The organism is Halomicronema hongdechloris C2206 (assembly GCF_002075285.3).
Lineage (GTDB): Bacteria > Cyanobacteriota > Cyanobacteriia > Phormidesmidales > Phormidesmidaceae > Halomicronema_B > Halomicronema_B hongdechloris.
On record NZ_CP021983.2, the window covers coordinates 3636035 to 3659618 of the forward strand.

General features: G+C 50.2%; 23 protein-coding genes and 1 tRNA gene. 13 read left to right on the forward strand and 11 right to left on the reverse strand.

What is annotated here, in order from left to right:
* Window positions 1-10: 10 nt before the first annotated feature.
* The 5 genes from ntrB to XM38_RS16530 all read left to right on the forward strand — a co-directional run bounded on the left by ntrB (window position 11) and on the right by XM38_RS16530 (window position 3587).
* Window positions 11-853 (forward strand): nitrate ABC transporter permease, encoded by an 843-nt coding sequence (gene ntrB / locus XM38_RS16510; RefSeq protein WP_080812299.1) that lies wholly within the window; start codon window positions 11-13, stop codon window positions 851-853.
* Window positions 850-1740 carry an ABC transporter ATP-binding protein gene (locus XM38_RS16515; RefSeq protein WP_225889333.1) on the forward strand — a complete coding sequence of 297 codons (891 nt, stop codon included), beginning with the start codon at window positions 850-852 and terminating at the stop codon, window positions 1738-1740. Before ntrB ends, XM38_RS16515 begins: the two co-directional genes overlap by 4 nt.
* Window positions 1741-1856: 116 nt before the next feature.
* A complete protein-coding gene (cynS, locus tag XM38_RS16520) occupies window positions 1857-2300 on the forward strand; it encodes a cyanase (protein ID WP_080812301.1) in 444 nt (147 codons plus the stop codon).
* Window positions 2301-2433: 133 nt separating this feature from the next.
* Window positions 2434-3096 (forward strand): HupE/UreJ family protein, encoded by a 663-nt coding sequence (locus tag XM38_RS16525; RefSeq protein WP_080812303.1) that lies wholly within the window; start codon window positions 2434-2436, stop codon window positions 3094-3096.
* Between the two features lie 11 nt (window positions 3097-3107).
* On the forward strand, window positions 3108-3587 hold the full coding sequence (locus XM38_RS16530) for a nuclear transport factor 2 family protein (protein ID WP_080812305.1): 480 nt from the start codon (window positions 3108-3110) through the stop codon (window positions 3585-3587).
* A 204-nt stretch (window positions 3588-3791) separates the two neighbouring features.
* Here XM38_RS16530 and XM38_RS16535 read toward each other — a convergent pair whose 3' ends face one another.
* Window positions 3792-5699, reverse strand: coding sequence for a putative bifunctional diguanylate cyclase/phosphodiesterase (locus tag XM38_RS16535; RefSeq protein ID WP_080812307.1), 1908 nt, complete (start codon window positions 5697-5699; stop codon window positions 3792-3794).
* A gap of 323 nt (window positions 5700-6022) precedes the next feature.
* On the opposite strand from XM38_RS16535, the gene XM38_RS16540 reads away from it, so the two are divergent.
* The 8 genes from XM38_RS16540 to XM38_RS16575 all read left to right on the forward strand — a co-directional run bounded on the left by XM38_RS16540 (window position 6023) and on the right by XM38_RS16575 (window position 15194).
* Window positions 6023-6094: transfer RNA gene (locus XM38_RS16540), tRNA-Cys, on the forward strand.
* A 1001-nt stretch (window positions 6095-7095) separates the two neighbouring features.
* On the forward strand, window positions 7096-8124 hold the full coding sequence (locus XM38_RS16545; protein ID WP_080812308.1) for a glycosyltransferase family 2 protein: 1029 nt from the start codon (window positions 7096-7098) through the stop codon (window positions 8122-8124).
* A 162-nt stretch (window positions 8125-8286) separates the two neighbouring features.
* A complete protein-coding gene (locus XM38_RS16550; RefSeq protein WP_080812310.1) occupies window positions 8287-9783 on the forward strand; it encodes an NAD(P)/FAD-dependent oxidoreductase in 1497 nt (498 codons plus the stop codon).
* Window positions 9784-9806: 23 nt separating this feature from the next.
* Window positions 9807-10724, forward strand: coding sequence for a glycosyltransferase family 2 protein (locus XM38_RS16555; protein ID WP_080814203.1), 918 nt, complete (start codon window positions 9807-9809; stop codon window positions 10722-10724).
* Between the two features lie 121 nt (window positions 10725-10845).
* Window positions 10846-11889 carry a glycosyltransferase family 2 protein gene (locus XM38_RS16560; protein WP_187329441.1) on the forward strand — a complete coding sequence of 348 codons (1044 nt, stop codon included), beginning with the start codon at window positions 10846-10848 and terminating at the stop codon, window positions 11887-11889.
* A 27-nt stretch (window positions 11890-11916) separates the two neighbouring features.
* The gene (locus XM38_RS16565) at window positions 11917-12771 is read left to right on the forward strand and encodes a DUF6817 domain-containing protein (protein ID WP_080814201.1); all 855 of its coding nucleotides are present in this window, start codon (window positions 11917-11919) and stop codon (window positions 12769-12771) included.
* Complete coding sequence (locus XM38_RS16570; RefSeq protein ID WP_088430442.1) at window positions 12768-14231, forward strand: lipopolysaccharide biosynthesis protein; 1464 nt, start codon at window positions 12768-12770, stop codon at window positions 14229-14231. Before XM38_RS16565 ends, XM38_RS16570 begins: the two co-directional genes overlap by 4 nt.
* A gap of 42 nt (window positions 14232-14273) precedes the next feature.
* Window positions 14274-15194, forward strand: a complete 921-nt coding sequence (locus XM38_RS16575; RefSeq protein ID WP_088430444.1) for a glycosyltransferase family 2 protein — start codon at window positions 14274-14276, stop codon at window positions 15192-15194.
* 23 nt (window positions 15195-15217) lie between these two features.
* Here XM38_RS16575 and XM38_RS16580 read toward each other — a convergent pair whose 3' ends face one another.
* From XM38_RS16580 to XM38_RS16625, 10 genes are all read right to left on the reverse strand, one after another.
* Window positions 15218-16957: an LIC_10190 family membrane protein gene (locus XM38_RS16580; RefSeq protein ID WP_088430446.1), complete on the reverse strand. Its 1740-nt coding sequence runs from the start codon at window positions 16955-16957 to the stop codon at window positions 15218-15220.
* A gap of 345 nt (window positions 16958-17302) precedes the next feature.
* Entirely contained in the window at window positions 17303-18691 is a 1389-nt protein-coding gene (locus XM38_RS16585; RefSeq protein WP_088430448.1) for an aldehyde dehydrogenase, read from the reverse strand.
* 119 nt (window positions 18692-18810) lie between these two features.
* Window positions 18811-19644 (reverse strand): SWIM zinc finger family protein, encoded by an 834-nt coding sequence (locus XM38_RS16590; protein ID WP_080814188.1) that lies wholly within the window; start codon window positions 19642-19644, stop codon window positions 18811-18813.
* Between the two features lie 77 nt (window positions 19645-19721).
* Entirely contained in the window at window positions 19722-20342 is a 621-nt protein-coding gene (locus XM38_RS16595) for a Uma2 family endonuclease (protein ID WP_080814186.1), read from the reverse strand.
* The gene (locus XM38_RS16600) at window positions 20339-20560 is read right to left on the reverse strand and encodes a hypothetical protein (protein ID WP_080814184.1); all 222 of its coding nucleotides are present in this window, start codon (window positions 20558-20560) and stop codon (window positions 20339-20341) included. Before XM38_RS16600 ends, XM38_RS16595 begins: the two co-directional genes overlap by 4 nt.
* A complete protein-coding gene (locus XM38_RS16605) occupies window positions 20523-20918 on the reverse strand; it encodes a nucleotidyltransferase domain-containing protein (protein WP_080806724.1) in 396 nt (131 codons plus the stop codon). Before XM38_RS16605 ends, XM38_RS16600 begins: the two co-directional genes overlap by 38 nt.
* A 135-nt stretch (window positions 20919-21053) precedes the next feature.
* Window positions 21054-21509: a DUF29 domain-containing protein gene (locus XM38_RS16610; RefSeq protein ID WP_080806722.1), complete on the reverse strand. Its 456-nt coding sequence runs from the start codon at window positions 21507-21509 to the stop codon at window positions 21054-21056.
* 182 nt (window positions 21510-21691) lie between these two features.
* Window positions 21692-22072 carry a PIN domain-containing protein gene (locus XM38_RS16615; RefSeq protein WP_080806720.1) on the reverse strand — a complete coding sequence of 127 codons (381 nt, stop codon included), beginning with the start codon at window positions 22070-22072 and terminating at the stop codon, window positions 21692-21694.
* 6 nt (window positions 22073-22078) lie between these two features.
* Window positions 22079-22339 (reverse strand): hypothetical protein, encoded by a 261-nt coding sequence (locus tag XM38_RS16620; protein WP_080806719.1) that lies wholly within the window; start codon window positions 22337-22339, stop codon window positions 22079-22081.
* A 350-nt stretch (window positions 22340-22689) separates the two neighbouring features.
* A complete protein-coding gene (locus XM38_RS16625; protein ID WP_080806718.1) occupies window positions 22690-23484 on the reverse strand; it encodes a uracil-DNA glycosylase family protein in 795 nt (264 codons plus the stop codon).
* Between the last annotated feature and the right edge of the window lie 100 nt (window positions 23485-23584).

The window sequence follows — 23584 nt, forward strand, 5'->3', positions numbered from 1 at the left end:
GTATGGCCCCATGGCGCTGAGTAAGGCAGCAACGGGCAGATCGATTCACAATGCTACCCCAGAGGCATGGTTTAAGAGTCAAGAGGTCAGAGCAGCAGCCCTGTTTCTACTGTCATTAGGAGCCTTTCTCCTGTTCTGGGAGGTGGGTGCGAGCTTAGGCTGGTTTGCCAAGGGCATGCCCACCGCCTCTACCACCCTGAAAGAGTTTTGGTGGTGGATAACCAACCCCTTTTTCCGCAATGGCCCTAACGATATGGGTATCGGCTGGAACTTGCTGATTAGCCTGCGACGGGTGGCCATTGGTTATGTCTTGGCCTCAATCTTGGCTGTTCCTTTGGGGATCCTGATTGGTATTTCGCCGGTGGCTTACAAGGCATTTAACCCCTATGTGCAGTTACTGAAGCCGATTTCACCGCTAGCCTGGTTGCCCTTGGGGCTTTACATCTTTCGCGATTCGGAGCAGACGGGGGTGTTTATTATTTTTATCTCCAGCATCTGGCCAACGCTGATTAATACGGCTTTCGGAGTTGCCGGCGTCGATAAAGACTATGTCGATGTGGCCAGCACCTTGGGTGCCTCGCGGATGCGCACCATTTTTAAGGTGATTATTCCGGCAGCCCTGCCCAACATTGTCTCGGGCTTGCGCATCAGCATGGGCATCGCCTGGCTAGTGATTGTGGCGGCGGAAATGTTGTTGGGCACGGGGTTGGGTTACTTCATTTGGAATGAGTGGAATAACCTCTATATCCCCAATATTTTGGTGGCCATCTTCATTATTGGCCTGGTGGGTCTGGCCCTAGATAGCATCTTTGCCGCTCTGGAAAAATTTGTTGCGTTTGGTCGAAACTCGTGAGCTTAGCATCTGTGAACGGCTTCACTCCTACCGATCAGGCCGATCAGGCTTCGGCGTCAGCCCAGCTATCGATTCGCAATGTCACCAAGGTTTTTCCGGGTAAAACGGGCTTGGTCAATAAGCTTACTGGCAAAACCAGCCGCGACTTTGTCGCCATCGAAGACATCAGCCTGGAGATTGAGCCCAATACCTTTGTCACCATCATTGGACCGTCGGGCTGTGGCAAATCAACCCTGCTGGGCATGATTGCCGGTCTGATGCCAGTTACGATGGGGCAAATCTTGCTCAATGGCCAGCCCATTGTTGGCCCTGGTCCCGACCGCGGCATGGTGTTTCAAAACTATGCCCTGATGCCCTGGATGACCGTCGAAGAAAACATTCGCTTTGCCATCGAAACCGTTACCCCCAAGATGTCACCGAAACGATGCGATCGCATCATCAAAGAGCACATTCAGCTGGTGGGTCTCAGTGGAGCGGAGAGAAAACATCCCCACGAACTATCGGGGGGCATGCGCCAGCGCGTCGGCATCGCCCGGGCCCTAGCCATTAACCCGCAGATTCTGCTGATGGACGAACCCTTCGGCGCCCTCGATGCCCTCACCCGCGGCTTTCTACAAGACGAAATCGAGCGCATCTGGGAGCAGCAACGCAAAACCGTGATCATGATTACCCACAGCATCGAAGAAGCATTATTGCTCTCCGACCGCATCGTCATGATGACCCGGGGCCCCGCTGCCCGAGTCGATGAAATTTTAGAAGTTCCCTTCCCCCGGCCCCGCAACCGCGAAACCATTGACCAACATCCCGCCTACCACGATCTCAAAGCCGAGATGGAGAGCCATCTGTTTCGGGAGACGCGGGCTGTTGAGGCCGCCAGAATTGGTTGAAAGTAGCGTCAGGGCAAATAGTCATCGGATTTTCCCCTGACGTTCTTTCCCAATTTTTGCCAACTTGACGTAACAACAAACTGACGTAACTAAGACGTAACTAAGAGGACACAATCATGGCCGTTCCAGTGATTACTGAAAAACTGCTCGCCGCTAAGAAGTCAAAGGGGCTGTCCTTTGCAGATCTAGAGGCGAAAGTCGGCCGCGATGAGGTCTGGATCGCCTCGGTGATTTACCGCCAGGCCAGTGCTTCAGAGGAGGAAGCGACCAAGATTGTCGAGGCCATCGGCGCTGATTCCTCCTTCATTGAGCCCCTGACAGAGTGCCCCGTCAAAGGCGCCCTCGATCCGCTGGTGCCCACCGACCCCCTGCTCTATCGCTTCTATGAGATCATGCAGGTCTACGGCATGCCTGTAAAAGCCGTAGTCCACGAGCACTTTGGCGACGGCATCATGAGCGCCATCGACTTCACTATCGACGTCGAGCGAGAAGAGGACCCCAAAGGCGACCGGGTCAAGATCATCATGTGCGGCAAGTTCTTGCCCTACAAGAAATGGTAATTGGCCTCTCAACAGGTTGGGAGAAGCATCAAAGACCTCCAACCTCCCTTGACAGCATTGACTGACGTACATGTCGCCAGACTGTTACCAGTTGGATAGCTACCCCCCGCAAGTATTTGGAGAAAAATAATAGATGTCACGATTGCAGTTAACTCAGAGATTTTGCCTGTTTCTCAAGCAGGCTCCGGGCTTAGGGCTAGTCACTGCTGCCGGGGTATTCGTCGCTGCGTCCCCTGCCTGGGCTCACCATCCTTTTGGTAGCGAAGTCCCTACTAATGGGATAGAGGGCTTTTTGTCCGGGGTAGGGCATCCTGTCATCGGCGTCGACCACCTGGCCTTTGTCGTCACTGCTGGGCTCCTGGCCGCCGTTGTGGGGTGGGGACTGTTGATTCCAGCAGCCTTTGTTTTAGCCTCCTGGGCGGGCACGGGGCTACATCTAGCGGGAGCCAGTCTACCTGCTTCCGAACTCTGCATTACTGCCTCGGTAGCGATCTTTGGCAGCCTACTGGCCATGAAGCAGCGGCCCCAAACGATGGTGGTGGTAGCCTTAAGCGCTATTGCCGGTATCTTCCACGGTTACGCCTACGGAGAGGCGGTAGTCGGCGCTGAAATGACGCCACTGTTGGCCTATTTGCTAGGATTTGCCACCATTCAGACGGTCATTGCTGCCGCTGCCTACGGCGCTGCCAAGTGGCTGGGAGCTGCTAAGGAGAATGGGGCTTTGACCCTGCGGTTTGCGGGCTTTACCCTAGCCGGGGTCGGGGCTGCCTTTTTGTCTAGCGTGGTGTTGGGCTAGGTGTGTGGCTAATGACCAATGGACCGGCACAGAAACTGGTGCCCCCCTTCAATAGTGACAGTGCCCTGGCTAAGGTGCGTCTGGCCGAAGATGCTTGGAATAGCCGTGACCCCGACCGGGTATCGATGGCCTACAGCGAAGATAGTTTCTGGCGCAACCGGGCCGAAATCTTTCAGGGGCGTGAGGCTATCCGAGCCTTCTTGCGGCGTAAGTGGGATAAAGAACTCGATTATCGCCTGGTAAAAGAAATGTGGGCCTATGGCGACAATCGCATCGCCGTGCGCTTTCAATATGAATGGCACGACGATGGCGGTCAGTGGTACCGTGCTTACGGCAACGAAAATTGGGAATTTGATGATAGCGGCCTGATGCGGCGGCGAGAGGCCAGCATCAATGATAAGCCCATTGCAGCGACCGATCGCCGCTTTCATTGGCCAGCCCCAGGACCAAGGCCTGCAAACCATTCCGGACTGATCGACTCTCCAGTTTGATGAGTGATTGCACCACAATAGTGGCTATGCATTCAGGTTGGTCCTGGGGTAGGCTCTGCCACCGTGATCATTACTTCCTTCCAGTGCTGGTAGGCTCGAGAACCTGCCAGCTCTATCCTCTCCAGCTTTGACTGCTCTGTGATTCGGCGCTACTTTCCCGCCGTCGATCGGGAGTTGCCTAAGCAGATAGGTTAAGCAGTATCCCTACTGGGGCAGTCGACCTTGCTGCTGCAAGATACTGGTCATGTGGGCAGCCGTCATCGGTCTGGCAAACCAATAGCCCTGGCCATATTGGTAGTTCATACCCAGCATCAGGTCCCGCTGGCTGTCCTGCTCAATGCCCTCGGCCACTAGACCAAATTGCATCCCTCGGGATAGGGTCGAGACTGCCTGGCAGATGGCCATCTTTTCCAGATCGTCGGCATGGGTAGGAATGAAATAGCGATCGACCTTGACATCATCAAAGCGAAACTGCAGCAGCTGCGCCAACCCCGATTGGCCGGTGCCAAAATCATCGACCTTCAATCGCAACGACATCTCTCTCAGGGCCTGGAGGCTTTGCAGATAGCGATCAAGGTCACGATAGATGCCGCGCTCGGTGATTTCTAAGCCCACCAGTTTGCGCTTGATCCCCACCTCCGAGACCCGTCGCGACATCCGTTCGATAAAGTCGTCATCTTCCAATTCGAAGGGGCTGATGTTGATAGACAAGGAGAACTCTGGCGCCATTTGCTGCCAGATGGCCAGCTGTTCTAGGGCATGACTTAAGACCCAATCACTGACACGATGGACCAACCCGGTCATTTCGGCCACGGGAATGAATTCACTGGGGGAGATGGAGCCCAGGTGGGCAGAATCCCACCGAATCAATGCCTCTGCCCCAATAATCTCTCCGGTATCCATGTGGCAGATCGGCTGATAGGCCAACCAGAATTCGGCTTCAGTGCTGCGCTGGTAGAGATAGGCCTCTAGGGTAATTTGACGCAGCCGTCGCTGGGCCAACTCCATATCCCAGACCCGAATGCGATGCTGGGGGTGGTCCGAGTGCCGGTTACGTTTGGCCTCCCGCAGGGCGGTTTCGGCAGCCTGCAACAGGCGGTTAATGGGGGTATCGTTCCCGAAGGCGTCAATGGGGATCTGGGCAATGCCGATGGACGCACTGATGCCAGCCCCTTGAATATCGATGGCCAGAATATCTTGCAATACGGCGGTGATGAGATCGGCGATCGCATCTGCTTCCAGGGTCGACAGTAACAGCACAAACTCGTCGCCACCGACTCTAATGGCAATGCCATCATAGGGTTGAATGTGGGATTGCAGCACGGCGGCAACTGCCACCAACAATTGATCGCCGAGCTGATGGCCTCGCTGGTCGTTGATTAACTTGAACCGATCTAAGTCGATATAGGCACAGGCCTGCCAGCCATCGATGTCCATCTCGAGAATGCGGCGATTGTACAGCCCTGTCAGCGGGTCGTGGATGAAGCCGCTGATCTCTGAAAACGTCATGTAAAGGAGGTTGGGCGAGAGGGCCGTGACAATGGTGAGATACCAACCAGAGATTTCGCCATCGTAGTAAAACTCCAGCCGCTGAGACTCGCCAGAGTTCAGAGTTTGGAAGTAGAGATCGATGAGTGGCACTCTGTAGGGATAGACCTGTTGCCGATGGCTAGGCATTTTCTCGCAGAGGTCATCGCCCACCTGCAGTAGATTCTGGGTAATGGTCACGGCGGCTGGGTTGATCTTCAGTACCGTCAAGTCGTTCCCGTGACGCTCACAGAGAATTTTGCCGGTGATGGAGCCTTCCCAGGTGGTTTCTAGCAGATGAAAGGTATCTCCCAGATAGCGTAGCCGGCTGCGACTACCCAGCAGCACCACGACCGCCATCCAGGAGACAGCTGCAGTCACCCAATGCCACGGAGGGCTATACATGTGCAGGGCATTGAGAACATGCCCAACACCGCAGCTGAAGACAAAGGCAATTGCCAACAGCAGATTCAACCAAATTTCTCGGCGGGCTGTCTGCAACAGGGGGATCAGGGTGAGGGGAATGATGAAGTAGGCAAGTGCGATCGCACCATTAGACAGCGCCCCATGGGAGATATTATCCATAACTCGCCTCTTCCACTAACGGTTCATGACAATGACTTAGGCATCTCTCATCCCCTTCAACCTCGCGTTACCCTTCCTCAGGGTAAAGACTGCCTGGTTATAGCAACCACCCTTGGGCAAAGGATTGCAACTTTTTTAGGCTTCATAGCCCTTCCCCGTCGAAGCCTAGGCGGCTAACCTGCTAAGTTATCGCCTAGATCGCAGCCAGATAACTACCGTTGGACCCCTTGTACTCTATCGGGTAGAGCGATTGACAGGGGCTGGGGGGGAACCCATCATTGCCCTATAAGCCAGCTAAATTTGATATACTCAGAAGCTGATGCGGCGACATAGCCAAGCGGTAAGGCAGAGGTCTGCAAAACCTCCATTCCCCGGTTCGAATCCGGGTGTCGCCTTCTTTAGAGTGATCGAAATCCTTGCCAGGAGGCCTTTTCAGGACTGCATGCTTTTGTGTATTGTTGATGGTCGTGGCTAATTGTAGATAAGCGAGGGTAGATTTTTAGGCAAATTTTAGGCATGGATTTTCAGCAGCGCCTGAACCGTGCAAATGGACGAACGGGATAGATTGAGGGTTGACCAGCAAACTGCTTCTACAATGAGGGCATCTGAGTGTCCCTATAGTCATCCCTACTACTGGGCTGCCTTCACCCTATCTGGCCTATGAAAGACATTGACAAAACTACCCTCCGAGCCTTTATCTTCGCTCTTTCTCTACATTCACCCTGTTAGCACATCTCCATGAAATGCCTCTAGGCGCTCAACATGCCAAAAATAAGTCAGTCGGGCAGATCTGGGATTGAAGTGACCCCCGCTTTTTGCTCACCGATGCCTTGAGTTGGGAAGCCCACCGGATTCTGACCACCTGGAGCTATCGGTGGCCTGTGAGATCTTTCACGAGTTCTGCAAGCAGGTAGCAGGCTTCGAGTCGACTTAGAACATCGCGGCAGCGTCAGTTCCACTCATGCGCTGTCCATAAACTTCCAAGTTGGATCATACACCTACTCACCCGCTGGGGCGTACCCGTAATCAAAAGCATGTCGCTCCAGGGCTGGATATGGGTCTGCTCGATTCATATTTCATCACCGCCAGAGAAACTAATACCTATGGTAAGGAGTTAGTGAAGATGGGGGACTGAGATTGTCAGTCCAACCTTGCTAGTGGAACACTGAATTCTACATGATGTCCTGCTTTTAGCACTAGGTAACATGTTTGATATCTCTAAAGTCTGTCCCGGTGTTCATATATCCTGACCCAGCAGGTCGCAAAGGTTGCTACCAGGTTAAGCCGCCTTGCTGATCACCAAAATCAATGGGAATAGGCAGGAACTTATTCCTGCGAAACACACTCTACAGTCCTAGGGATTCTCTATAGGGCTGTAGCTGCTTACTCATCAGCGATACTGTCTGTGTCATTACTCACTATCTCGATTGTCATTCCCGTCTATAACGGTGGGGCAAGCTTCCGTGAATGCCTTGCCAGCCTCACATTGAGCCGACGTCCTGCTGATGAGGTGATTGTGGTATCTGATGGTGATACCGATGGTTCGTGGCAGGTAGCAGAAGCATTTGGGACCAAAGTATTTCGATTACAACGTCCAGGGGGACCAGCCCAAGCTCGCAACATTGGTGCTCAAGCTGCTCAAGGGGACATCGTGTTTTTTATTGATGCAGATGTAACGCTCCACCCCAACACCTTAGATTTAGTAGAACAGCAGTTTCGACAGCACCCCCAGCTGGACGCCCTAATTGGGTCCTATGATGATGCCCCTGGAGCCAATAACTTCCTGTCGCAATACAAAAACTTATTTCATCACTACACCCACCAAGTCTCTTCAGAAATAGCCTCCACCTTTTGGGGAGCCTGCGGCGCCATTCGGCGGTCAGTTTTCCTACAAGTGGGAGGATTTGATGAAACCTACCGCAAACCTTGCATTGAAGACATTGAGTTGGGATATCGATTGACACGGGCAGGGTATTCCATCGCCCTCTGTAAAGAGATTCAGGTTAAACACCTGAAGCAATGGGAACCTCTATCGCTAATCAAAGCAGAGATTTTTTATCGGGCTCTCCCTTGGACTACCTTGATTCTACGAGAGCGTTGCGCTAATGCTGACCTCAATTTAAGCCATAGCAACCGATTCAGTGTGGTTTTTGCGTTTGCTCTTATAGGAAGTGTGGCTGCTAGCGGATTATATCCCTGGCTATTGGCCATTGCCCTGGGTCTCAGTCTAGGACTACTGGTTATGAATGCAGAGATTTATCGATTTTTCTACCGTAAGCGAGGTTTGCTATTTGCCTTGCAAGTTATTCCCTGGCACTGGTTTTACTTCCTCTATGGAGGAGCAGCCTTTGCCTATGGCACATTGATACACATTATTAGCCGCGTTTATTCATCTAAGCCAGTTGGGAGGTTGGGATGCTTCTAAGCCTAGTCCGCCAAGGTGGAGATAAGAGGGCAAAAAGTGAAAAGGGAAATTCTGAAAATGCAGTCTTTTTGCCCTAGTTAATAGAGGCGTTATTTCTGCCTCAGAGTACTAGACTAATGGAAAAATTATCGAGTACATTATACCAATAGTCGGAGCCTATCCATGGTAAATTCTCGACCTGTCGTCATTATCGGTGGTGGCCCAGCTGGACTGACGGCGGGTTACGAATTAATGAGACATAATGTTCGATCTATTGTCTTGGAGAAAGCCAACAAGGTTGGTGGTATTTCTCGAACTGAAACCTATAAAGGGTATCGCTTTGATATCGGTGGCCACCGCTTTTTTACCAAGGTGAGTGAAGTCCAGGAAATTTGGAAGGACATTTTGTCCGATGACTTCATTCAGGCTCCTCGGTTATCTCGGATTTACTACGACGGAAAGTTTTATGACTATCCCCTATCCTTGTTTAAGACCCTAAAGAATCTGGGTCCCTTAAGCAGCACCCTGATTCTATTCAGTTACTTAAAGGCTAAGCTAAGACGATACTTACACCCTGATTTAGAGGCAATGACATTTGAAGATTGGGTGATTGACTGTTTCGGAGAGCGGCTCTACAGAATTTTCTTTAAAACCTATACGGAGAAGGTTTGGGGCATTCCCTGCAACCAAATTAGAGCCGATTGGGCTGCCCAGCGAATTCGCAATATGTCTCTGAAACAAGCCGTGCTCAACGCCTTGTTCGGTAATCAAGATGCCAAGAGTCTGATTAAGAAGTTTGACTATCCTCGCCTAGGTCCCGGCATGATGTGGGAACGCTGCCAAGAATTACTGGAAACCTATGGTTCGCCAGTTCATCTCAATACAGAGGTAGTTCGGGTTGAGCGGGAAAAGAAGCGGGTGACGAAGGTAATTGCTCGACGGGGTGATAATACTTTTGAGTTGACGGGAGATCACTTTATTAATTCCATGCCCATCTCGCTGTTAGCCCATCGTCTATATCCATCACCACCTGATCAGGTGCTAGCAGCAGCCCAAGGGCTAAATTATCGTGACTTCTTAATTGTGTCGCTTATTATCAATCGCGATCATCTTTTCCCTGACAACTGGCTCTATATTCATAGTCCTGACTTCAAAGTAGGCCGCATTCAAAACTTTAAGAATTGGAGTCGGGAAATGGTCCCCGATGCCAGTAAAACCTGTTTAGGCATGGAATACTTCTGTAGTCAGGGAGATGATCTCTGGGAGATGTCTAATGGGCAATTAATTGAATTGGCCGCCAAAGAAATTGTTCGGCTTGACTTAGGAGTTAAGCCTGGAGATGTTGAAGATGGTTGCGTGATTCGTCAGCGTAAGGCTTATCCTGTTTATGATAGTGAGTACCGCCAACATTTGCAGGTATTACAAGATTACTTCACATCTTTTGAGAATTTACAAACGGTTGGACGCAATGGCATGCACCGCTACAACAACCAAGACCATTCCATGCTGACGGCATTGTTGGCTGCTAGAAATATTTTGGGTGAACAACATGACATCTGGAATGTGAATGTTGAGCGTTCCTATCACGAGAACTTTACCGATCAAGAGTGGTCTAAAGTGAAGCTCCAGAAGACTAAAAATCCAGGTATTTACTCGCAACCGCTACCATCTGTTCAGTAAGATAATTGCTGAAGATTAACGCCATGGATAATTATCCTTTCGTTTCAGTGATCATTCCAGTATTTAATGATCAAGAGCGTCTCAAGCTTTGTTTAGATGCTTTATGTCAACAGACATATGAGCGAACTCGCCATGAGATCATCGTAGTGGATAACGGATCAGAAGACTATGGAAAAGTCCAACACATTGTCGAAGGCTTTGAACAAGCAACTGTAGTCCAAGAGTTGTTTCCGAGTTCTTATGCTGCTCGCAACAAAGGGATTTTACTAGCGAAAGGTGATATTATTGCATTTACTGATTCAGATTGTATCCCCGATATTCATTGGCTAGAAAAAGGTGTAAAACACTTAACCAGTCAATCAGACTGTGGCATGGTAGTAGGTCGTATTGAAGTCTTCTTCAGAGATCCTCAAAAGCCAACATTGGTTGAACTTTATCAGAGTCTAACTGCCTTCCCTCAAGAGCAACACCTCAAAGAATTTAATGGGGGTGCTACCGCTAATTTGATTACGTTTAGGGAGGTTATTTATCGGGTTGGAAACTTCAATAGCTCTCTCAAGTCTTTTGGGGATTTTGAGTGGGGAAGACGAGTGTTTATGGCAGGATACAAACAGGTATATGCGGATGATGTCATAGTGAAGCATCCTGCCCGTAGTTCTTGGCAAGAATTGCAAAAACGCACGATTCGAGCATCAGGTGGAGTTTATGACTATTTTCTAGGGAAGCAAACATCTTGGCTGGGCAAGAATAAAATGTTCATGAGATTATTACTAAATGATCTGGTCCCACCTGTTCATTTTACTATCAGCACTTTTAGAAACCAACAGCTGAAAACTTTTTACGAAAAGCTGAATATATCATTGATTCTTCTAGTGGTTCGCTATATTAGCGCACTTGAGAAAATTCGACTTCGATTTGGAGGTGCTTCAATACGGGCATAGTCTTATCATAGTGGCCAAAGATGACAGCCTGTGGCAGCTTCTTATCCATGAAATCGACAAAGTAATATGGCAATTAAATTGCCATCAATTTATAGCTTACAAGAGCAGGTAGGTCAGGCTAATGCTAACAACAGATATGCCAAAAGTAACTCTAGTCGTTGTCCCAAGAGAACGCTTTAGCTGTACAGCTCGATCACTTGAAAGCATCTTTGAACATACGAAGGTTCCCTTTAAACTAATTTATGTCGATGGAAACTCACCCACACCAATTCGAGAATACTTGGAGAAAAAAGCACATGAAAGACAATTTGAGTTAATTCGAACTGACAACTATCTACATCCAAATGCAGCTCGAAACATTGGCTTATACAGAGTTCAAACAGAATACTTAGTCTTTATAGACAATGATGTCGTTGTCTCAGATGGATGGCTAGATGCTATGGTGAGCTGTGCCGATAAGACTGGTGCAGATGTAGTTGGTCCTCTAGTTTGCCAAAATGAGCCCATACACACAGAAATTCATTGTACAGGAGGAGAAGCTCGCATTATTATCGATAAATTTGGCAAGCGGAGGCTCCGTGAGAAACTCTACAATCAGGGCAAGAAAGTTATTGACTTGATATCTCGCCTTCAACGTATTCAGACTGAAATCGCTGAGTTTCACTGTGTTTTAATTCGTAAAACTATCTTTGAACGTATCGGTTATTTGGATGAGGCGTTGTTGAACACCAGAGAGCATGTCGATTTTTGCCTACTCGTGACTGAGGCTGGTGGTAGCATTTATTTTGAACCTAGCTCGATTGTCACCTACGTTCCTGGACCACCTTTAAAGCTGAGTGACATACCCTTTTATATGCTGCGCTGGAGTGATGACTGGGAACTTAAGAGTTTGCATCATATCTACCGTAAGTGGGATGTCGTAGAGGACGGCTATTTTAAAACAAGATATCGTCGCCGTGGTTGGCGTAGATATGTAACACTATTTCATCCACTCTCTAAGAAACTCCTTTTTAACTGGAATTGGGGTAGTCATTTCCTGGCTAGGGTATTGGGCAAGTTAGATCATTTATTCCTTAATCCTTATCTGACAGCTGTTTATGCAAGACGTCAACGATCCGCTCCAAAGACAATAGTTTCGGCTGGGTCTTCTGAGTCAATGATTTAGTTTGACTGGAGAGCATTAGATATTATTATGACTTCTTCACAGTCAGAGTGGATTGATGGCCAGCTTAAGCTTAGTGCTATTTCCCAAACTAATCTGCAACTTTGGCAACAGTTGCAGAGGGCAGGGTATAGTAGCCACGATCTAAAACTAATAAACCGTGCCTATCAAGCGGCCATGATTTTATTTTCAGGTCGCTTTCGGGCATCAGGAAAATCGTTTATTGCCCACCTTGTTGGCACAGCAAGTATTCTAGGTCATCTAGGTGTATCAGCACCATTGGTGGCTGCAGGCTTATTGCATGCAGCCTATGACTTTGGGGATTTTGGTGGTTGGAAGCGTTCGGGTATTACAGCGACTAAGCGAATGTGGTTGTGTCGTGAAGTTGGCAGTCAAGTCGAGCAATATATCACTGCGTATTCAGCTTTAGCCTGGAACTCAAATACAATTCCTACTATCAAAAGGTGCTCATACAAGTGGGAGAAAATTGAACGAAGTGCTCTTTTAATACGTCTGGCTAACGAGTTAGAGGAATACCTTGATTTAGGAATACTTTATTGTGGCAAAAAAAGCCAAATATATAACCAGCATCAGTCTGATCTCATTGTTGAACTTGCCAGGGCTCTTAATTTTCCTAGATTAGCTCAGGCATTAGCCTCCGCGCAGCAGGTTGTAGAATATTCTCAGGTATTACCGGAGCTAGTGAATCCAACAAATGCTTCTGGTTCAGCCCTAATTACACCCTATTCGTGTTGTCGAACTCTCATTACCAAACTAACTCAAAATCGTATTATCCGATTATTTGAACAAATATTCAATAGACCCTATTTTCAAAGAGATCTCAGTTGCAATCCTTTACTTAAACACAGACGTAAGGCAATATGAACTTTAAAGCCCAGGTTATTAAGGGGGCAATTTGGTCACTGATTCAGGGTTGGGGAACACAGTTTGGATCGCTAGCTGTGTTCTTTTTGTTAGCACGGTTACTAACACCAGAGGCTTTTGGATTAGTCGCACTTGCGAATGTTTTTCTAGCATTCATGCAGGTTTTTTTAAGCCAAGGTTTTGCCGATGCTATCGTGCAGAAAGAAGGACTTAAATCTGAGCATCTCGATGCTGCATTTTGGACTAGCTTAGCTCTAGGAAGTGCATTAATGGTGATCGGATTAGCAACTTCAACACAGATAGCTAATCTCTTTCAAAAACCACAACTTGCTTCGGTGCTTTCCTGGTTTTCTATCATATTACTAATCAATTCTCTTTGTAGTGTTCACCAAGCCCAACTTCAGCGCCAGTTCGCTTTCAGAGCCCTCGCTTTGCGTCACTTAGTTGGCATAGTTGGTGGTGGCATCATTGGCATTATTATGGCCTTGAACGGTCTAGGAGTCTGGGCCCTAGTTGGTCAGCAATTTACTCAGGAATTAGTTGGTGTAATTGTTCTCTGGAATGCCGTGGATTGGAAGCCCAAGTTGAATTTTTCTGTTGAACATTGGCAAGAACTACTAAACTTTGGATTAAATCAGTTAGGATTTGGGTTGTTAGGCTTTATCAATAACAGAGCTGATGATTTCTTGATTGGCTTCTATCTTGGTCCTACGAGTTTGGGTTACTACAGCCTAGCCTATCGCATCTTGTCAGCAATGACTAATTTACTGATCAATAGTAGTAATCAGGTAGCGCTTCCCACATTCTCACGTCTACAGAATAATTTGGAACGCTGCCGAATTGCTTTCTGTAGTGCCACTAAATTGTCTAGCGCATTGGCTTTTCCTACTTTCTGTTGTATAGCACTACTCTCTCCTGAATTTATTACATTACTTTTTGGGGAGCAATGGCTGCCATCTGTACCCGTTTTACAAGTGTTATCTATCGTGGGAGCATTACGATCAGTTACATACTTTAAGTCTTCAGTTTTTTTGGCTATGGGTAAACCAAGCTGGAAGCTACGGCTCGGCGTAGTTAGTTCAACATTGAATATTGTCGGTTTCTTTGTGGCTGTACGCTGGGGAATTGTTGCTGTATCCATCGCTTACTTAGTCCGTGCTTGTATTATGTTTCCTATTAGTCAGTTAGCTGTCAGTAAATTAATCAGTGTTTCCTTTAACAAATATTTAAAGCAATTTATCCCGTCAGTTGTCAGCACCTTAGTTATGATATTTTGTATGACTTTAATATCTAACTTGACCGAGGATCTATCTAATCTAGCCATAAAAATACTATGTGTATCATCAGCAGGATTGACAGCATACATTCTAGCGCTTTATTGTTTTGAGCCAAAGTTCTTCGAGCGAATCCGGGGTATCGGGATGCTCTTACTCAAACGAGTTCAACAAGAGCAAAATTAAATTACAAAATACTTTAAGTTATTATTCGTTTCCATGAGGCATATGGAATTCAAACCTCTTGAATTTTCAATCATTATTCCCACCTATAATCGGCCTGATCGCCTGCGGCAGTGCCTGCAGAGCCTGACCCAATTAGACTACCCTCGCACTTGTTTCGAAGTGATTGTGGTGGATGATGGTAGCCCGCAGCCCCTCACTCCCGTGATCAAACAATTTGAGTCTACTTTGAGTCTGCAACTGATGCGCCAGCGTAATGCTGGTCCTGCCAGTGCCCGTAATACTGGCGCGACCGCTGCCCAGGGTGCCTACCTAGTCTTCACCGACGACGATTGCCAACCCCAGCCTAACTGGCTGATGGCCCTGGCAGCAGCCATTGCTAAGGTCCCTGGGGCTCTCATCGGCGGCCATACCCTTAATGCCCTGCCCCATAACCCCTACTCGACGGCCAGCCAGTTGCTGATCGATTATCTCTACGATTACTACAACCAAGCTCAGGGAGAGGCAACCTTTTTTGCCTCGAATAATTTTGCCGTTCCTCGAGATCAGTATCAAACTCTAGGAGGCTTTGATACTAGTTTTCCTCTGGCTGCCGGAGAAGATCGGGAGTTTTGCGATCGCTGGCGACACCATGGCTTCCCCATGTGTTACGCCCCCGAAGTAGAAACTCATCACGCCCATACCCTAACCCTGGCCTCCTTTTGGCGCCAGCACTTCAACTACGGTCGCGGGGCCTTTTACTTCCACCACATCCGTAGCCAGCGCCAAGCCGACGCTATGGGGGTAGAGCCCTTGTCTTTTTATACTCGTCTGTTGACCTATCCCCTGTCTCGGGAACTGAGTTGGCGAGCTGGCCTAATTGCAGGGCTGCTTTTCCTATCCCAAGTTGCCAATGTGGCTGGATTCTTCTGGGAACGACGCCACCAGCAAGCCTCGCCGCCAGCGGCTACGGCGGCGTCTTCGTAATCGATAGCACTAGGTGTCTTGGCTTAGTCTGCGGGGTCCGCTGGGACGAAGCCAGCGTCAATGCCCTGAGCTGGGTTGCGTAGACGGATAGCTTTATCGCCGGGAGCACAGGGCAGTGGGGCATCCCAACACTGTCCCCGATCATTGTTGGGGGAGACATAGTTAACGTCGTAGGATTGTCTGACTTCAACGTCGGTTGTTGGCATAGCTGGTGGTAACAGCCAGCGCGCAGGCATATCTGACCGTAGCAGGTGCAGGGCACCCACTACCCCGAAGCCGGCCCAAAAGGCCAGGAAGATGAGATTATGCAAGGTTTGGCCGGAAACCCCCTGAGGCAAGCGGCCATGACTTCGGCTGACGGCGAACGGTCTCAACAGTGCGATCGCAACGGCTGGGGTCATGACGAAGTAACCGAGGCCGAAGCGTATCATCGGCGCCCGCAGCAGAATAAATAGCATTCCCAGCAGACTGAGGCCAAACAGCCAGGGAGTGCCGGCAAGCTTGTGCTGGCGGGCAACCCCAAACGTGCCCCCCCTACCCGCGATAGACACAACTAAGATAGACACAACTAACAGCACCAACATCACCACATTGAGGCGGGCAAACTGCAGCCACTGCCACAACCGCCACAACAATGAGTTGGTCTCGGCGGGGGGCGTCCCAAAAGCATTATCCCAGATTCGGATCACCTCTGCCGCCGCATCCGCTTGGGCCGCCGAGAGCCGCCAGGGCACCTCTAAGCAGAGGGCAGCGGAGGGATAAAAGGGACAACCTGACGTGATGATCCCAAAGGCCATGAAGGGCACCATCAGCCCTGCAGCCAGTACTCCGCCGACGAGTAATCGCCGCAGCGTCCATGGACGCTGCCTCCAATAAAACAGCAGTGCTACTGGGAGTAATGGTAGGGCTGACAGCTTGATGGAAACGGCTGCCGTCGCCAGGATCAGCGGAATCAAAGTGGCATCCCACCCCGATGGTGTAGCAGATCCTGATGGCAATGGCGGCTGATTAGCCACCACGAGGAGGCTCCAAGCCACCATCCCAGTCAGAAAAATCACCGGAATATCGGGGGACGGAGACAGCAGAATCGCGGATAAAAACGACGTCAGGGTCATGGCAGGCAACACCAACCCTAAAAAGATCACCATGAATTTGTCGGGGAAGCGGGCCCGACCGGTGAGCCAGCGTCGCAGCCCCATCAGCCCCTGCCCGGTTGCGAGCAGCAAAGCGAGCCCGTTGGTGATGGCACTCACCTGGGATGCGATCGGGGCGGCATTCAGCGGAGCCGCCAGGGCAAACCAGGCGGAGGTAAAGCCAAAGTTTTCCATCAGCAGGGCCAAGCCAGGGACGGCACCATAGTCCGATAGCCAGCGAATCGCCCCATAGTGATAGAGTCCGGTATCATACCAGGTCACTCGTCGAGTCATGTAGGTTGCCACCACTGCCACCCACGCGATCGTCGCCACCACCAGCGGCCAAGACACCTGCCGCCAGAGTTTGCTTAGGTCGGCGCGAACGGGTGCCCAGGCCAGCAAGAGCAGGGATGCGATCGCAACGCCTGCCCCCACCATGGGCGATAGCGGTAGGCCCAGCGACAGCAACAACAACCCCTGCGACAGCAGGCCAATTCCCAACCATAGAGCCACCATGGCGCGATCACCGACCCGATCGAAACAGTCAGCCCGCCACCCATGCAGTAAGGCCGTGCCCATCAGCCAGCTCACACCCCCTAGTAAGCTCCACACCGCGATGAAATACAGCATCCTGTCCTGTACCTCGCTAAACTCCCGCTAAAATCTGATGGCTCGTCACCACACACGTCGTGGTAGTCGCTATACCCCCTAACCTCCTTAAAAGTATCTAGAACAGCACTGGGAAGGTAGGGGTCCTTGCAATCTTCATTCAATCTTGGAACCTAGCCGTGAAGAGCTCATTGGCGAAGCAACTCTTAGCCAGTCTGCCAGGCAATTGCGGTCATGGCTGCCAGCGAACTTGTACGGAGCCACAGGGGCTATCCATTGTGGATTTCAGTTTGCGGTGAGCTTCCTAGCCGTGGGGCTTGGGGTCTCGATCCACTTTGCTGACGCTGCAAGCCCTAAGATGCCCTATCAGGACGCGTTGATAATCTTCTTGAAAACATTGAGTTTACCGGCGTAGGGCGCGTATCGCCAGGCGAGATCAAACCAGAATGGCTTCTTCAGCACACTCTTCTGGTGAGAAAAGGTCTCAAAACTGGCTTTGCCGTGATAGGCACCGATGCCGCTGTCACCGACACCACCAAAGGGCAGTCCCCAGATAGCGACTTGCAAAAATACATCATTCAGGCAAGCACCGCCAGAAGAGGTATTGGCCAGTACGTGGTCCTGGAGGGCCTGATTGCGGGTAAACAGGTACAACGCCAAGGGTTTGGGACGAGCATTAATCTGCGAGATCGCCGTCTCTATGTCCTGAAACGTCAACACCGGCAGAATTGGCCCAAAAATTTCGTCCTGCATGATGGCAGCATCCCAACTGACGTTGTCAAGGATTGTGGGGGCAATGTAGCGGGTGTCGCGGTCGGTGTCACCCCCAATGGCGATCGCGTCTCCTGCCAGCAGGCGAGTCAACCGGTCAAACTGCCGATCGTTCACGATTCGCGCCAGGTCAGGGCTTGCAGCCGGATCTTCCCCAAAGAATGTTCGCAGGGTTTGTTGCAGGGCGGTCATGAGCGCCGGCTTAATGGCCTCGTGCACCAACAGATAGTCTGGGGCGATGCAGGTTTGTCCGGCGTTGACGTACTTGCCCCAGATAATTCGTTTGGCAGTCACACCAATATCGACATCTTGGTCGACGATGCAGGGGCTTTTGCCACCTAGTTCTAACGTGACCGGCGTTAGCTGCTTAGCGGCAGCTTCCATGACAATTTTCCCCACTCGGGTACCGCCGGTAAAAAAGATATGGTCAACCTTCTGAGCCAGGAGGGCCTGAGCAGTTTCAACCCCTCCTTCCACGGCGGCGATGTAGTGGGGCTCGAAGGTGTCGTTGACTAACTGAGCGATCACCCTGGAGGTGGCAGGGGCTAGTTCCGAAGGCTTGAGAATGGCACAATTACCCGCCGCCATTGCTCCCATCAGCGGCGATATTAGCAGCTGAAATGGATAGTTCCACGGCCCAATGATCAGCACCGTGCCTAGGGGTTCCGGTTGCACCCAGGCTGACCCGGGCCATTGAGTCAGGGGCAAGCCAACCCGTCTTGGCTGAGCCCACCTGCGGAAGCGTTTGAGGATGTAGGTCAATTCATTGAGGACGCCCAGTTCAAAATAGCCCTCATACTCAGGGCGTCCCAGATCGGCTTTGGTGGCCGCCACAATCTCCGTTTGCCGCTGCAGCACTGCTGCTTTCAGACGTTTCAGTTGCTCTGCCCGGAACGTCAGGGATTTTGTTGCTCCGGTGGCAAAAAATGCCCGCTGCTGTTGCAGAATTTCAGCTGGGGCCCCAAGGCTAGAAAGCGCAGTCATACCATCACAGTGCCATGCATCATTACTGATCTTATGCAATTTGCCAGGGCCTGCTATCTCCTTTCGTGCCCTCTATCCCCGTAGCTGGCCCCGTGCTGGTGCATCTATGAGTGGCTACCCTACAGTTGTGCCTTGGCTCTGACCGTGTCGTAGAGGGTTTCCATGGCTTCAATAAAGGAGTTGTCCCGTTCCCAGAAGGCCGGGAAATCTCCCTGTTTCTTAACGGCGATGCCAGATACCGGGCTAGGATAGCAAGGGTCCATGGTTTGCGGTAGCCGCTTGGCGCCTTGCCAAAAATCTCGCAGATTGGTGCAACTGTCGGCTGCCGTGGTACGGAGCGGTGGGTAGTAGGACCCCATCGGTCGGGGAGGCTTTTTCTCAAGCTGGAGTTCGGCCGACAGCGCTTGCCCTAAGGGAGATTTCGCCAGTTCCTGGAGTAGGTTTTGCCGCGACAGCCCTCGCAGTTCAAACAACAGGAAGGGATCGCGGTCGAGCTCAGCCGCCACTAGATAGTAGACCCCGGCGATGTGCTTGCAGGGGTTGCTCCAGTCAGGGCAGGAGCAGTGGGCATCGAAGTCCTTGCGGCTGGCGGGCAGCAGGTGCAGATTCAGTTGCTTGAAGGTGTCTTCGATGGTGTCAGGAATTTCGTTCAGCAGCAGGCGGGAGATCAGGCTGGCTTTGGCGGCAATGTGTGCGATCGCATCGGACCACTGAGCCGCGCTGATCGGCTGAAACTCGATCGTCGTCGTGTAGAGGGGTTCTTCGTACACCCCAAAGTAGGGATTCACAGACCCACGCACCTGGGCGGAAACAATGCCGTCTTTAATGCCGAAGCTTTTGACCTTTTTGCCCCTGGCATAGGATCGTCCCCGACTGAGGCGCCCGGAGTCGGTCAGTTCCTCCATGGCTGCGATAAACTTCTGTCCCCACCAGGTGCGGCTAAACTGGCTCATCAGTCATACTCCGCGAACGGTTTCAAAGCATCGAGATGCAAGCAAAATGGTTGTTCCATCAATATTAGGAGACCCAATCACCTTGTTTCGCCCAGGGCTTGCCGAAATTCTACGACCGCATCTAGCGGTTCCGGGTATTGAACGTAGGTAGCCAGCAGGGTGAGGTCCAAATCAGGGAGAAATTGGCTGCGATCGCACCGCTTGTACCCTTCCTCTAGCAGGTGATAGACCCTAAATTGCTGACCTTGCCAGAACCATACCTCTGCCACACTCAAGCCCTGATAAACGTCGAGCTTATTGATGCTGCCACTGGTGTGCACCACTTCGATGGCAATGTCTGGCAATTCCTTATTGGTACCAATGCAAAACGACACATCCGGCTCGGCTCCGCGTCGTTTAGCTTCAACTGTAAAGGTGGTGGACCCAAGACCATAAAAGCGGGTACGGGTTTCTTCGAAGTAGGCCCTCAGCAAGCCCGCGATGTTATCTTTCAAAACTTCGTGCCGACGACCGGGCATGGTAATCTCTAGTGTCCCATCCAGATAGTGAACCCTCAGTCCGGGGAAATCGTCTCCCAGGTCAGAGAGCAGCGCTTCGTAAGCCTGCCAGCTGACCCCCGTAATGGTGTATTGCTGATCGGTCTGGTCAGACAGTAGTTCGGGATGGGCGTTCAGTTTTTCTATAAGTAGGGGATTCATGGGAAAAAGCTGGGGAGAAGGATTGCAGAAAGCCTAGCATCATTAAGAATCTCTACTCTTTGACCATTGCCCGTTTGGTTAGTATAGTAGCCAGCCAAAATTGCTTGCTCGGTCGTTGTCAGGGCAGCGGCATAATTCGCCAGTCGTTCGTACAGGGACTCAATTTCTCTGACGTCAGCATCAATGTTCGCCTTGAGCAGGGCTGCCTGTGGATTCATAGATCAGTTCTCCGGTCTGGCGAACGATATCGGCAAAGTGGCAGGGCTGGTTAATTTCTCGCAGGTCAATCGCCTGGTTGGGGTAGGCAGTTTCTAAATCACGCCAGAGGGCAAAGTAAGTGGCGGCATCAGTGCCCGCTACGGCAATGTCAATGTCGGAATGGTGGCGAAATTGTCCGGGCTGGGTAATGGAGCCAAACAGATAGATCTGAGTGATTGCAGGATAGGCCGGAACAACCTCAAGAATAGCTGCAACGATCGCTTCATGGACCTGCGATCGCAACGCTTCCCGCGCTGCCCGCTGATTGGCGGTTCGTTGGCGGAAGTTGTCGCGACATTGCTGCAGGTCAATTGCCATCGGTAGACAGTGCAAACTTTTTCCCATTATTAGGAAGCGGTGCAATGCAGCGGTTTTGGCATCAGCGGTGGGTAAGTCAGAGGATTTGTACTGAGCTGAAGAAGCCTGAAAGGGTGTTGCCTACCCGACCGAAGTTTAGATTGCAGGGAGAAAATCGGGATTCAGGGTTTCTGCAGGGGTAAAGGGAGCATTCTCGGGAAAGACCTCGATAGACAGCCCGGTTTCGACGGCAGCTTTTCTGCGGGCGCGGGCGTAGCAGTCTGCAAAGACAGACTCATAGTAAGGTTTGAGGCTGGGGCTGTCACGAAAGAGGCGTTCGATGCGATCGCGCTGCTCCAGAATGGTAAATCGCCAGCTGTTGGAGCGTCGTTCTGGCTGATACTGGTACTTCAGCAGGTGCCTCAAGAGCACTTCCAGATTGCTTTCTAATGCCCGTTTCTCGCTCCGCCCCATGTCTTCAAGCTCTTCAATCAAGCTGGGAATATCGATCTGTTCTAGCTTGCCTTGCCGCAGCAGATCTACCGTGGCTTCAAGCCAGAGTACATAGTCCTGATCGTACAGACCGGAGGGTTGCTGCAAGGGTGCAGTCATGGGAAGGAGCCTCACAGGTTAAGCGCATCAGGTTTGATCTTATCGGATTCGCCTGACTGCGATTCTGATGTGCGATCGCTCAGGATGCATTCAGTTAACGGTGAAGTTGTGCGGCGGTAGATAACCTTGAACTCCCACCGATAACCTCTATACCGCCCGCACCAACGAAGGGTTAGGCGGTTTCAACGACTATACGGTTGCTCCAGACTTAAGCCCGGAATGATTCGGTAGTGCTTCACGTTAAAAGTACAGAGAGTTGCATTGCGCCCAACGGCACAAGCCGCAATCAAGGCATCAATTAGGCCGACCTGATGGGACAGATGATAGGCGGTGAAATCAGACAGAGCACGGGCGCAATCCGTCTCGGTAGGCCAAACGATTTGCAACGGAGCCACCATTTGTAGAACTGTACGAACCTGCTGCTTGTTCTGAGCGTCCTGAATCAATTCCATTACGACAAACCCAGGAATGCTCGGTAGTTTTGAGACAGAGGCAAACCACGCGAGTGCAGGCGCGTAACTCCGCTGGATGTCAATCATGACATCAGTATCAACGAGGTACATTCTTCCCTAAGCCCGCTCTCGATTTTCGGCTTGGTTACGCAATATGCGTGCGTATTCCTGACTATCCGTAATGTCAGGTCGGGAACCTACTACTCCAATGCTTTCCCAGTAAGCCACGAGTTCTAATCCTGTTTGAGGAGGATGTTGGAGAAAAGGGCGGAAGGCAAGGACGCGCAGAATATACTCTGCTAAAGGGAGCTTAAGCTCTGATGCCTCATTGGCTAGTTCCCGCTCTAGATCCGAAGGGAGATCTAATGTGACGGTCATAACAGTGCTCTCCGCTAATAGACGACGCCGTGATTTTTTTCAGCACAACCTTGGCAGACATCATCATTATGCATCCAACCGCAGGGCTGACGCTGTTGACACTCTTGACAAAATCGAAAGTATTGTTTGTCTTGCAAAATTTCTTGGACTTTGGAAGCAATTGCTTCCGGCAAAGATTCGGATGGCAACACAGTGACCACTTGCCAATCAGATGCTGGCTCATGTGGATGCGGCCAAGATATCTTACAGACGGAAATTCTTTTTCGCTCTCAAGCGAGTTAATTTTTATGAATCTAGAAATAAGTTCTGTCTCATTCATCTGTTTGCCAACCTTAAGTTTCTGTTGAAAATCAACTTTCGATCGCTCCTAAGCCAGACAGTGATTCAAAAATCCTTGTCCTCCAGTATTCAAGCTTGTTGGCATCAGTAGGAGATTTACCTATTAGCCTTTTCCATGCTCCATTTGCTGCTCTGCCAGGATGAAGAAACCTGAGGTGAGGAACTTCTATATTGACAGCAGATAAGCTGTTAGCGGCTTCATTACCCCATGTTATTAATGCAACAGGCTTTACGGCCTGGAATTCTAATTCCAAAATACGAAAGAATCTCTCTTGATCTATTCGCGGCAACTTGCATCTTGAATAGGGACTGGTAGGGTCGCAAACCCATACTTTAAATATGTCGGTCAAATACACTCTATAGCCCAAGCTGAGCAATACGAAGACCATTTCAAAATATCGCTTCGTATGTTTTATACGGCATTCCTTCGAATGTAATGCATAAGGAGTTCCAACAATAATATTCTCAAAATCATGATCATTTTTGGGATCTTGTCCAAGAATGACGACAGTTGGTTTATTGATGTCCCCATTGTCTAACTCAAGAATGCTTGGTAAGTCAACAGCAATTACAGGAGATTGTGCATATATTGCTCGAAAACCTTCATCCATACTTGTGAAAAAAGCTCGATCAACAAAAATTGGAGAAGGATGATCATTGTCAAAGTCATCGTTCAATCTTGTGTAAAGCTCAGTAAGCTCAGTCTTTGATATAGTGAAAAGAGAGCTAAGAATATCAGAGATAACTTCAAACCCTTTTGAGGAGAACTGAGAGAAGAGAAGATTTTCAGCTACTTGAGATGCCATACTTAGCTTTCATGTGTCTAGGAATTCCATTATATGAGGCAAGTTGAACGCCTAACAAAGTTATTAGACAGAAAGTTTCCGCATATTCCCCCTCTTAGGG

What these genes read in the sequence shown, in the direction of transcription:
- XM38_RS16620 (WP_080806719.1), bottom strand. Translation starts at nt 22,339, where the DNA reads ATGACCGTCACATTAGATCTCCCTTCGGATCTAGAGCGGGAACTAGCC.
- XM38_RS16585 (WP_088430448.1), bottom strand. Translation starts at nt 18,691, where the DNA reads ATGACTGCGCTTTCTAGCCTTGGGGCCCCAGCTGAAATTCTGCAACAG.
- XM38_RS16535 (WP_080812307.1), bottom strand. Translation starts at nt 5,699, where the DNA reads ATGGATAATATCTCCCATGGGGCGCTGTCTAATGGTGCGATCGCACTT.
- XM38_RS16625 (WP_080806718.1), bottom strand. Translation starts at nt 23,484, where the DNA reads ATGGCATCTCAAGTAGCTGAAAATCTTCTCTTCTCTCAGTTCTCCTCA.
- XM38_RS16580 (WP_088430446.1), bottom strand. Translation starts at nt 16,957, where the DNA reads ATGCTGTATTTCATCGCGGTGTGGAGCTTACTAGGGGGTGTGAGCTGG.
- XM38_RS16570 (WP_088430442.1), top strand. Translation starts at nt 12,768, where the DNA reads ATGAACTTTAAAGCCCAGGTTATTAAGGGGGCAATTTGGTCACTGATT.
- XM38_RS16595 (WP_080814186.1), bottom strand. Translation starts at nt 20,342, where the DNA reads ATGAATCCCCTACTTATAGAAAAACTGAACGCCCATCCCGAACTACTG.
- XM38_RS16565 (WP_080814201.1), top strand. Translation starts at nt 11,917, where the DNA reads ATGACTTCTTCACAGTCAGAGTGGATTGATGGCCAGCTTAAGCTTAGT.
- XM38_RS16555 (WP_080814203.1), top strand. Translation starts at nt 9,807, where the DNA reads ATGGATAATTATCCTTTCGTTTCAGTGATCATTCCAGTATTTAATGAT.
- XM38_RS16525 (WP_080812303.1), top strand. Translation starts at nt 2,434, where the DNA reads ATGTCACGATTGCAGTTAACTCAGAGATTTTGCCTGTTTCTCAAGCAG.
- cynS (WP_080812301.1), top strand. Translation starts at nt 1,857, where the DNA reads ATGGCCGTTCCAGTGATTACTGAAAAACTGCTCGCCGCTAAGAAGTCA.
- XM38_RS16600 (WP_080814184.1), bottom strand. Translation starts at nt 20,560, where the DNA reads ATGAATCCACAGGCAGCCCTGCTCAAGGCGAACATTGATGCTGACGTC.
- XM38_RS16605 (WP_080806724.1), bottom strand. Translation starts at nt 20,918, where the DNA reads ATGGCAATTGACCTGCAGCAATGTCGCGACAACTTCCGCCAACGAACC.
- XM38_RS16575 (WP_088430444.1), top strand. Translation starts at nt 14,274, where the DNA reads ATGGAATTCAAACCTCTTGAATTTTCAATCATTATTCCCACCTATAAT.
- XM38_RS16610 (WP_080806722.1), bottom strand. Translation starts at nt 21,509, where the DNA reads ATGACTGCACCCTTGCAGCAACCCTCCGGTCTGTACGATCAGGACTAT.
- XM38_RS16560 (WP_187329441.1), top strand. Translation starts at nt 10,846, where the DNA reads ATGCTAACAACAGATATGCCAAAAGTAACTCTAGTCGTTGTCCCAAGA.
- ntrB (WP_080812299.1), top strand. Translation starts at nt 11, where the DNA reads ATGGCGCTGAGTAAGGCAGCAACGGGCAGATCGATTCACAATGCTACC.
- XM38_RS16550 (WP_080812310.1), top strand. Translation starts at nt 8,287, where the DNA reads ATGGTAAATTCTCGACCTGTCGTCATTATCGGTGGTGGCCCAGCTGGA.
- XM38_RS16590 (WP_080814188.1), bottom strand. Translation starts at nt 19,644, where the DNA reads ATGAGCCAGTTTAGCCGCACCTGGTGGGGACAGAAGTTTATCGCAGCC.
- XM38_RS16530 (WP_080812305.1), top strand. Translation starts at nt 3,108, where the DNA reads ATGACCAATGGACCGGCACAGAAACTGGTGCCCCCCTTCAATAGTGAC.
- XM38_RS16615 (WP_080806720.1), bottom strand. Translation starts at nt 22,072, where the DNA reads ATGTACCTCGTTGATACTGATGTCATGATTGACATCCAGCGGAGTTAC.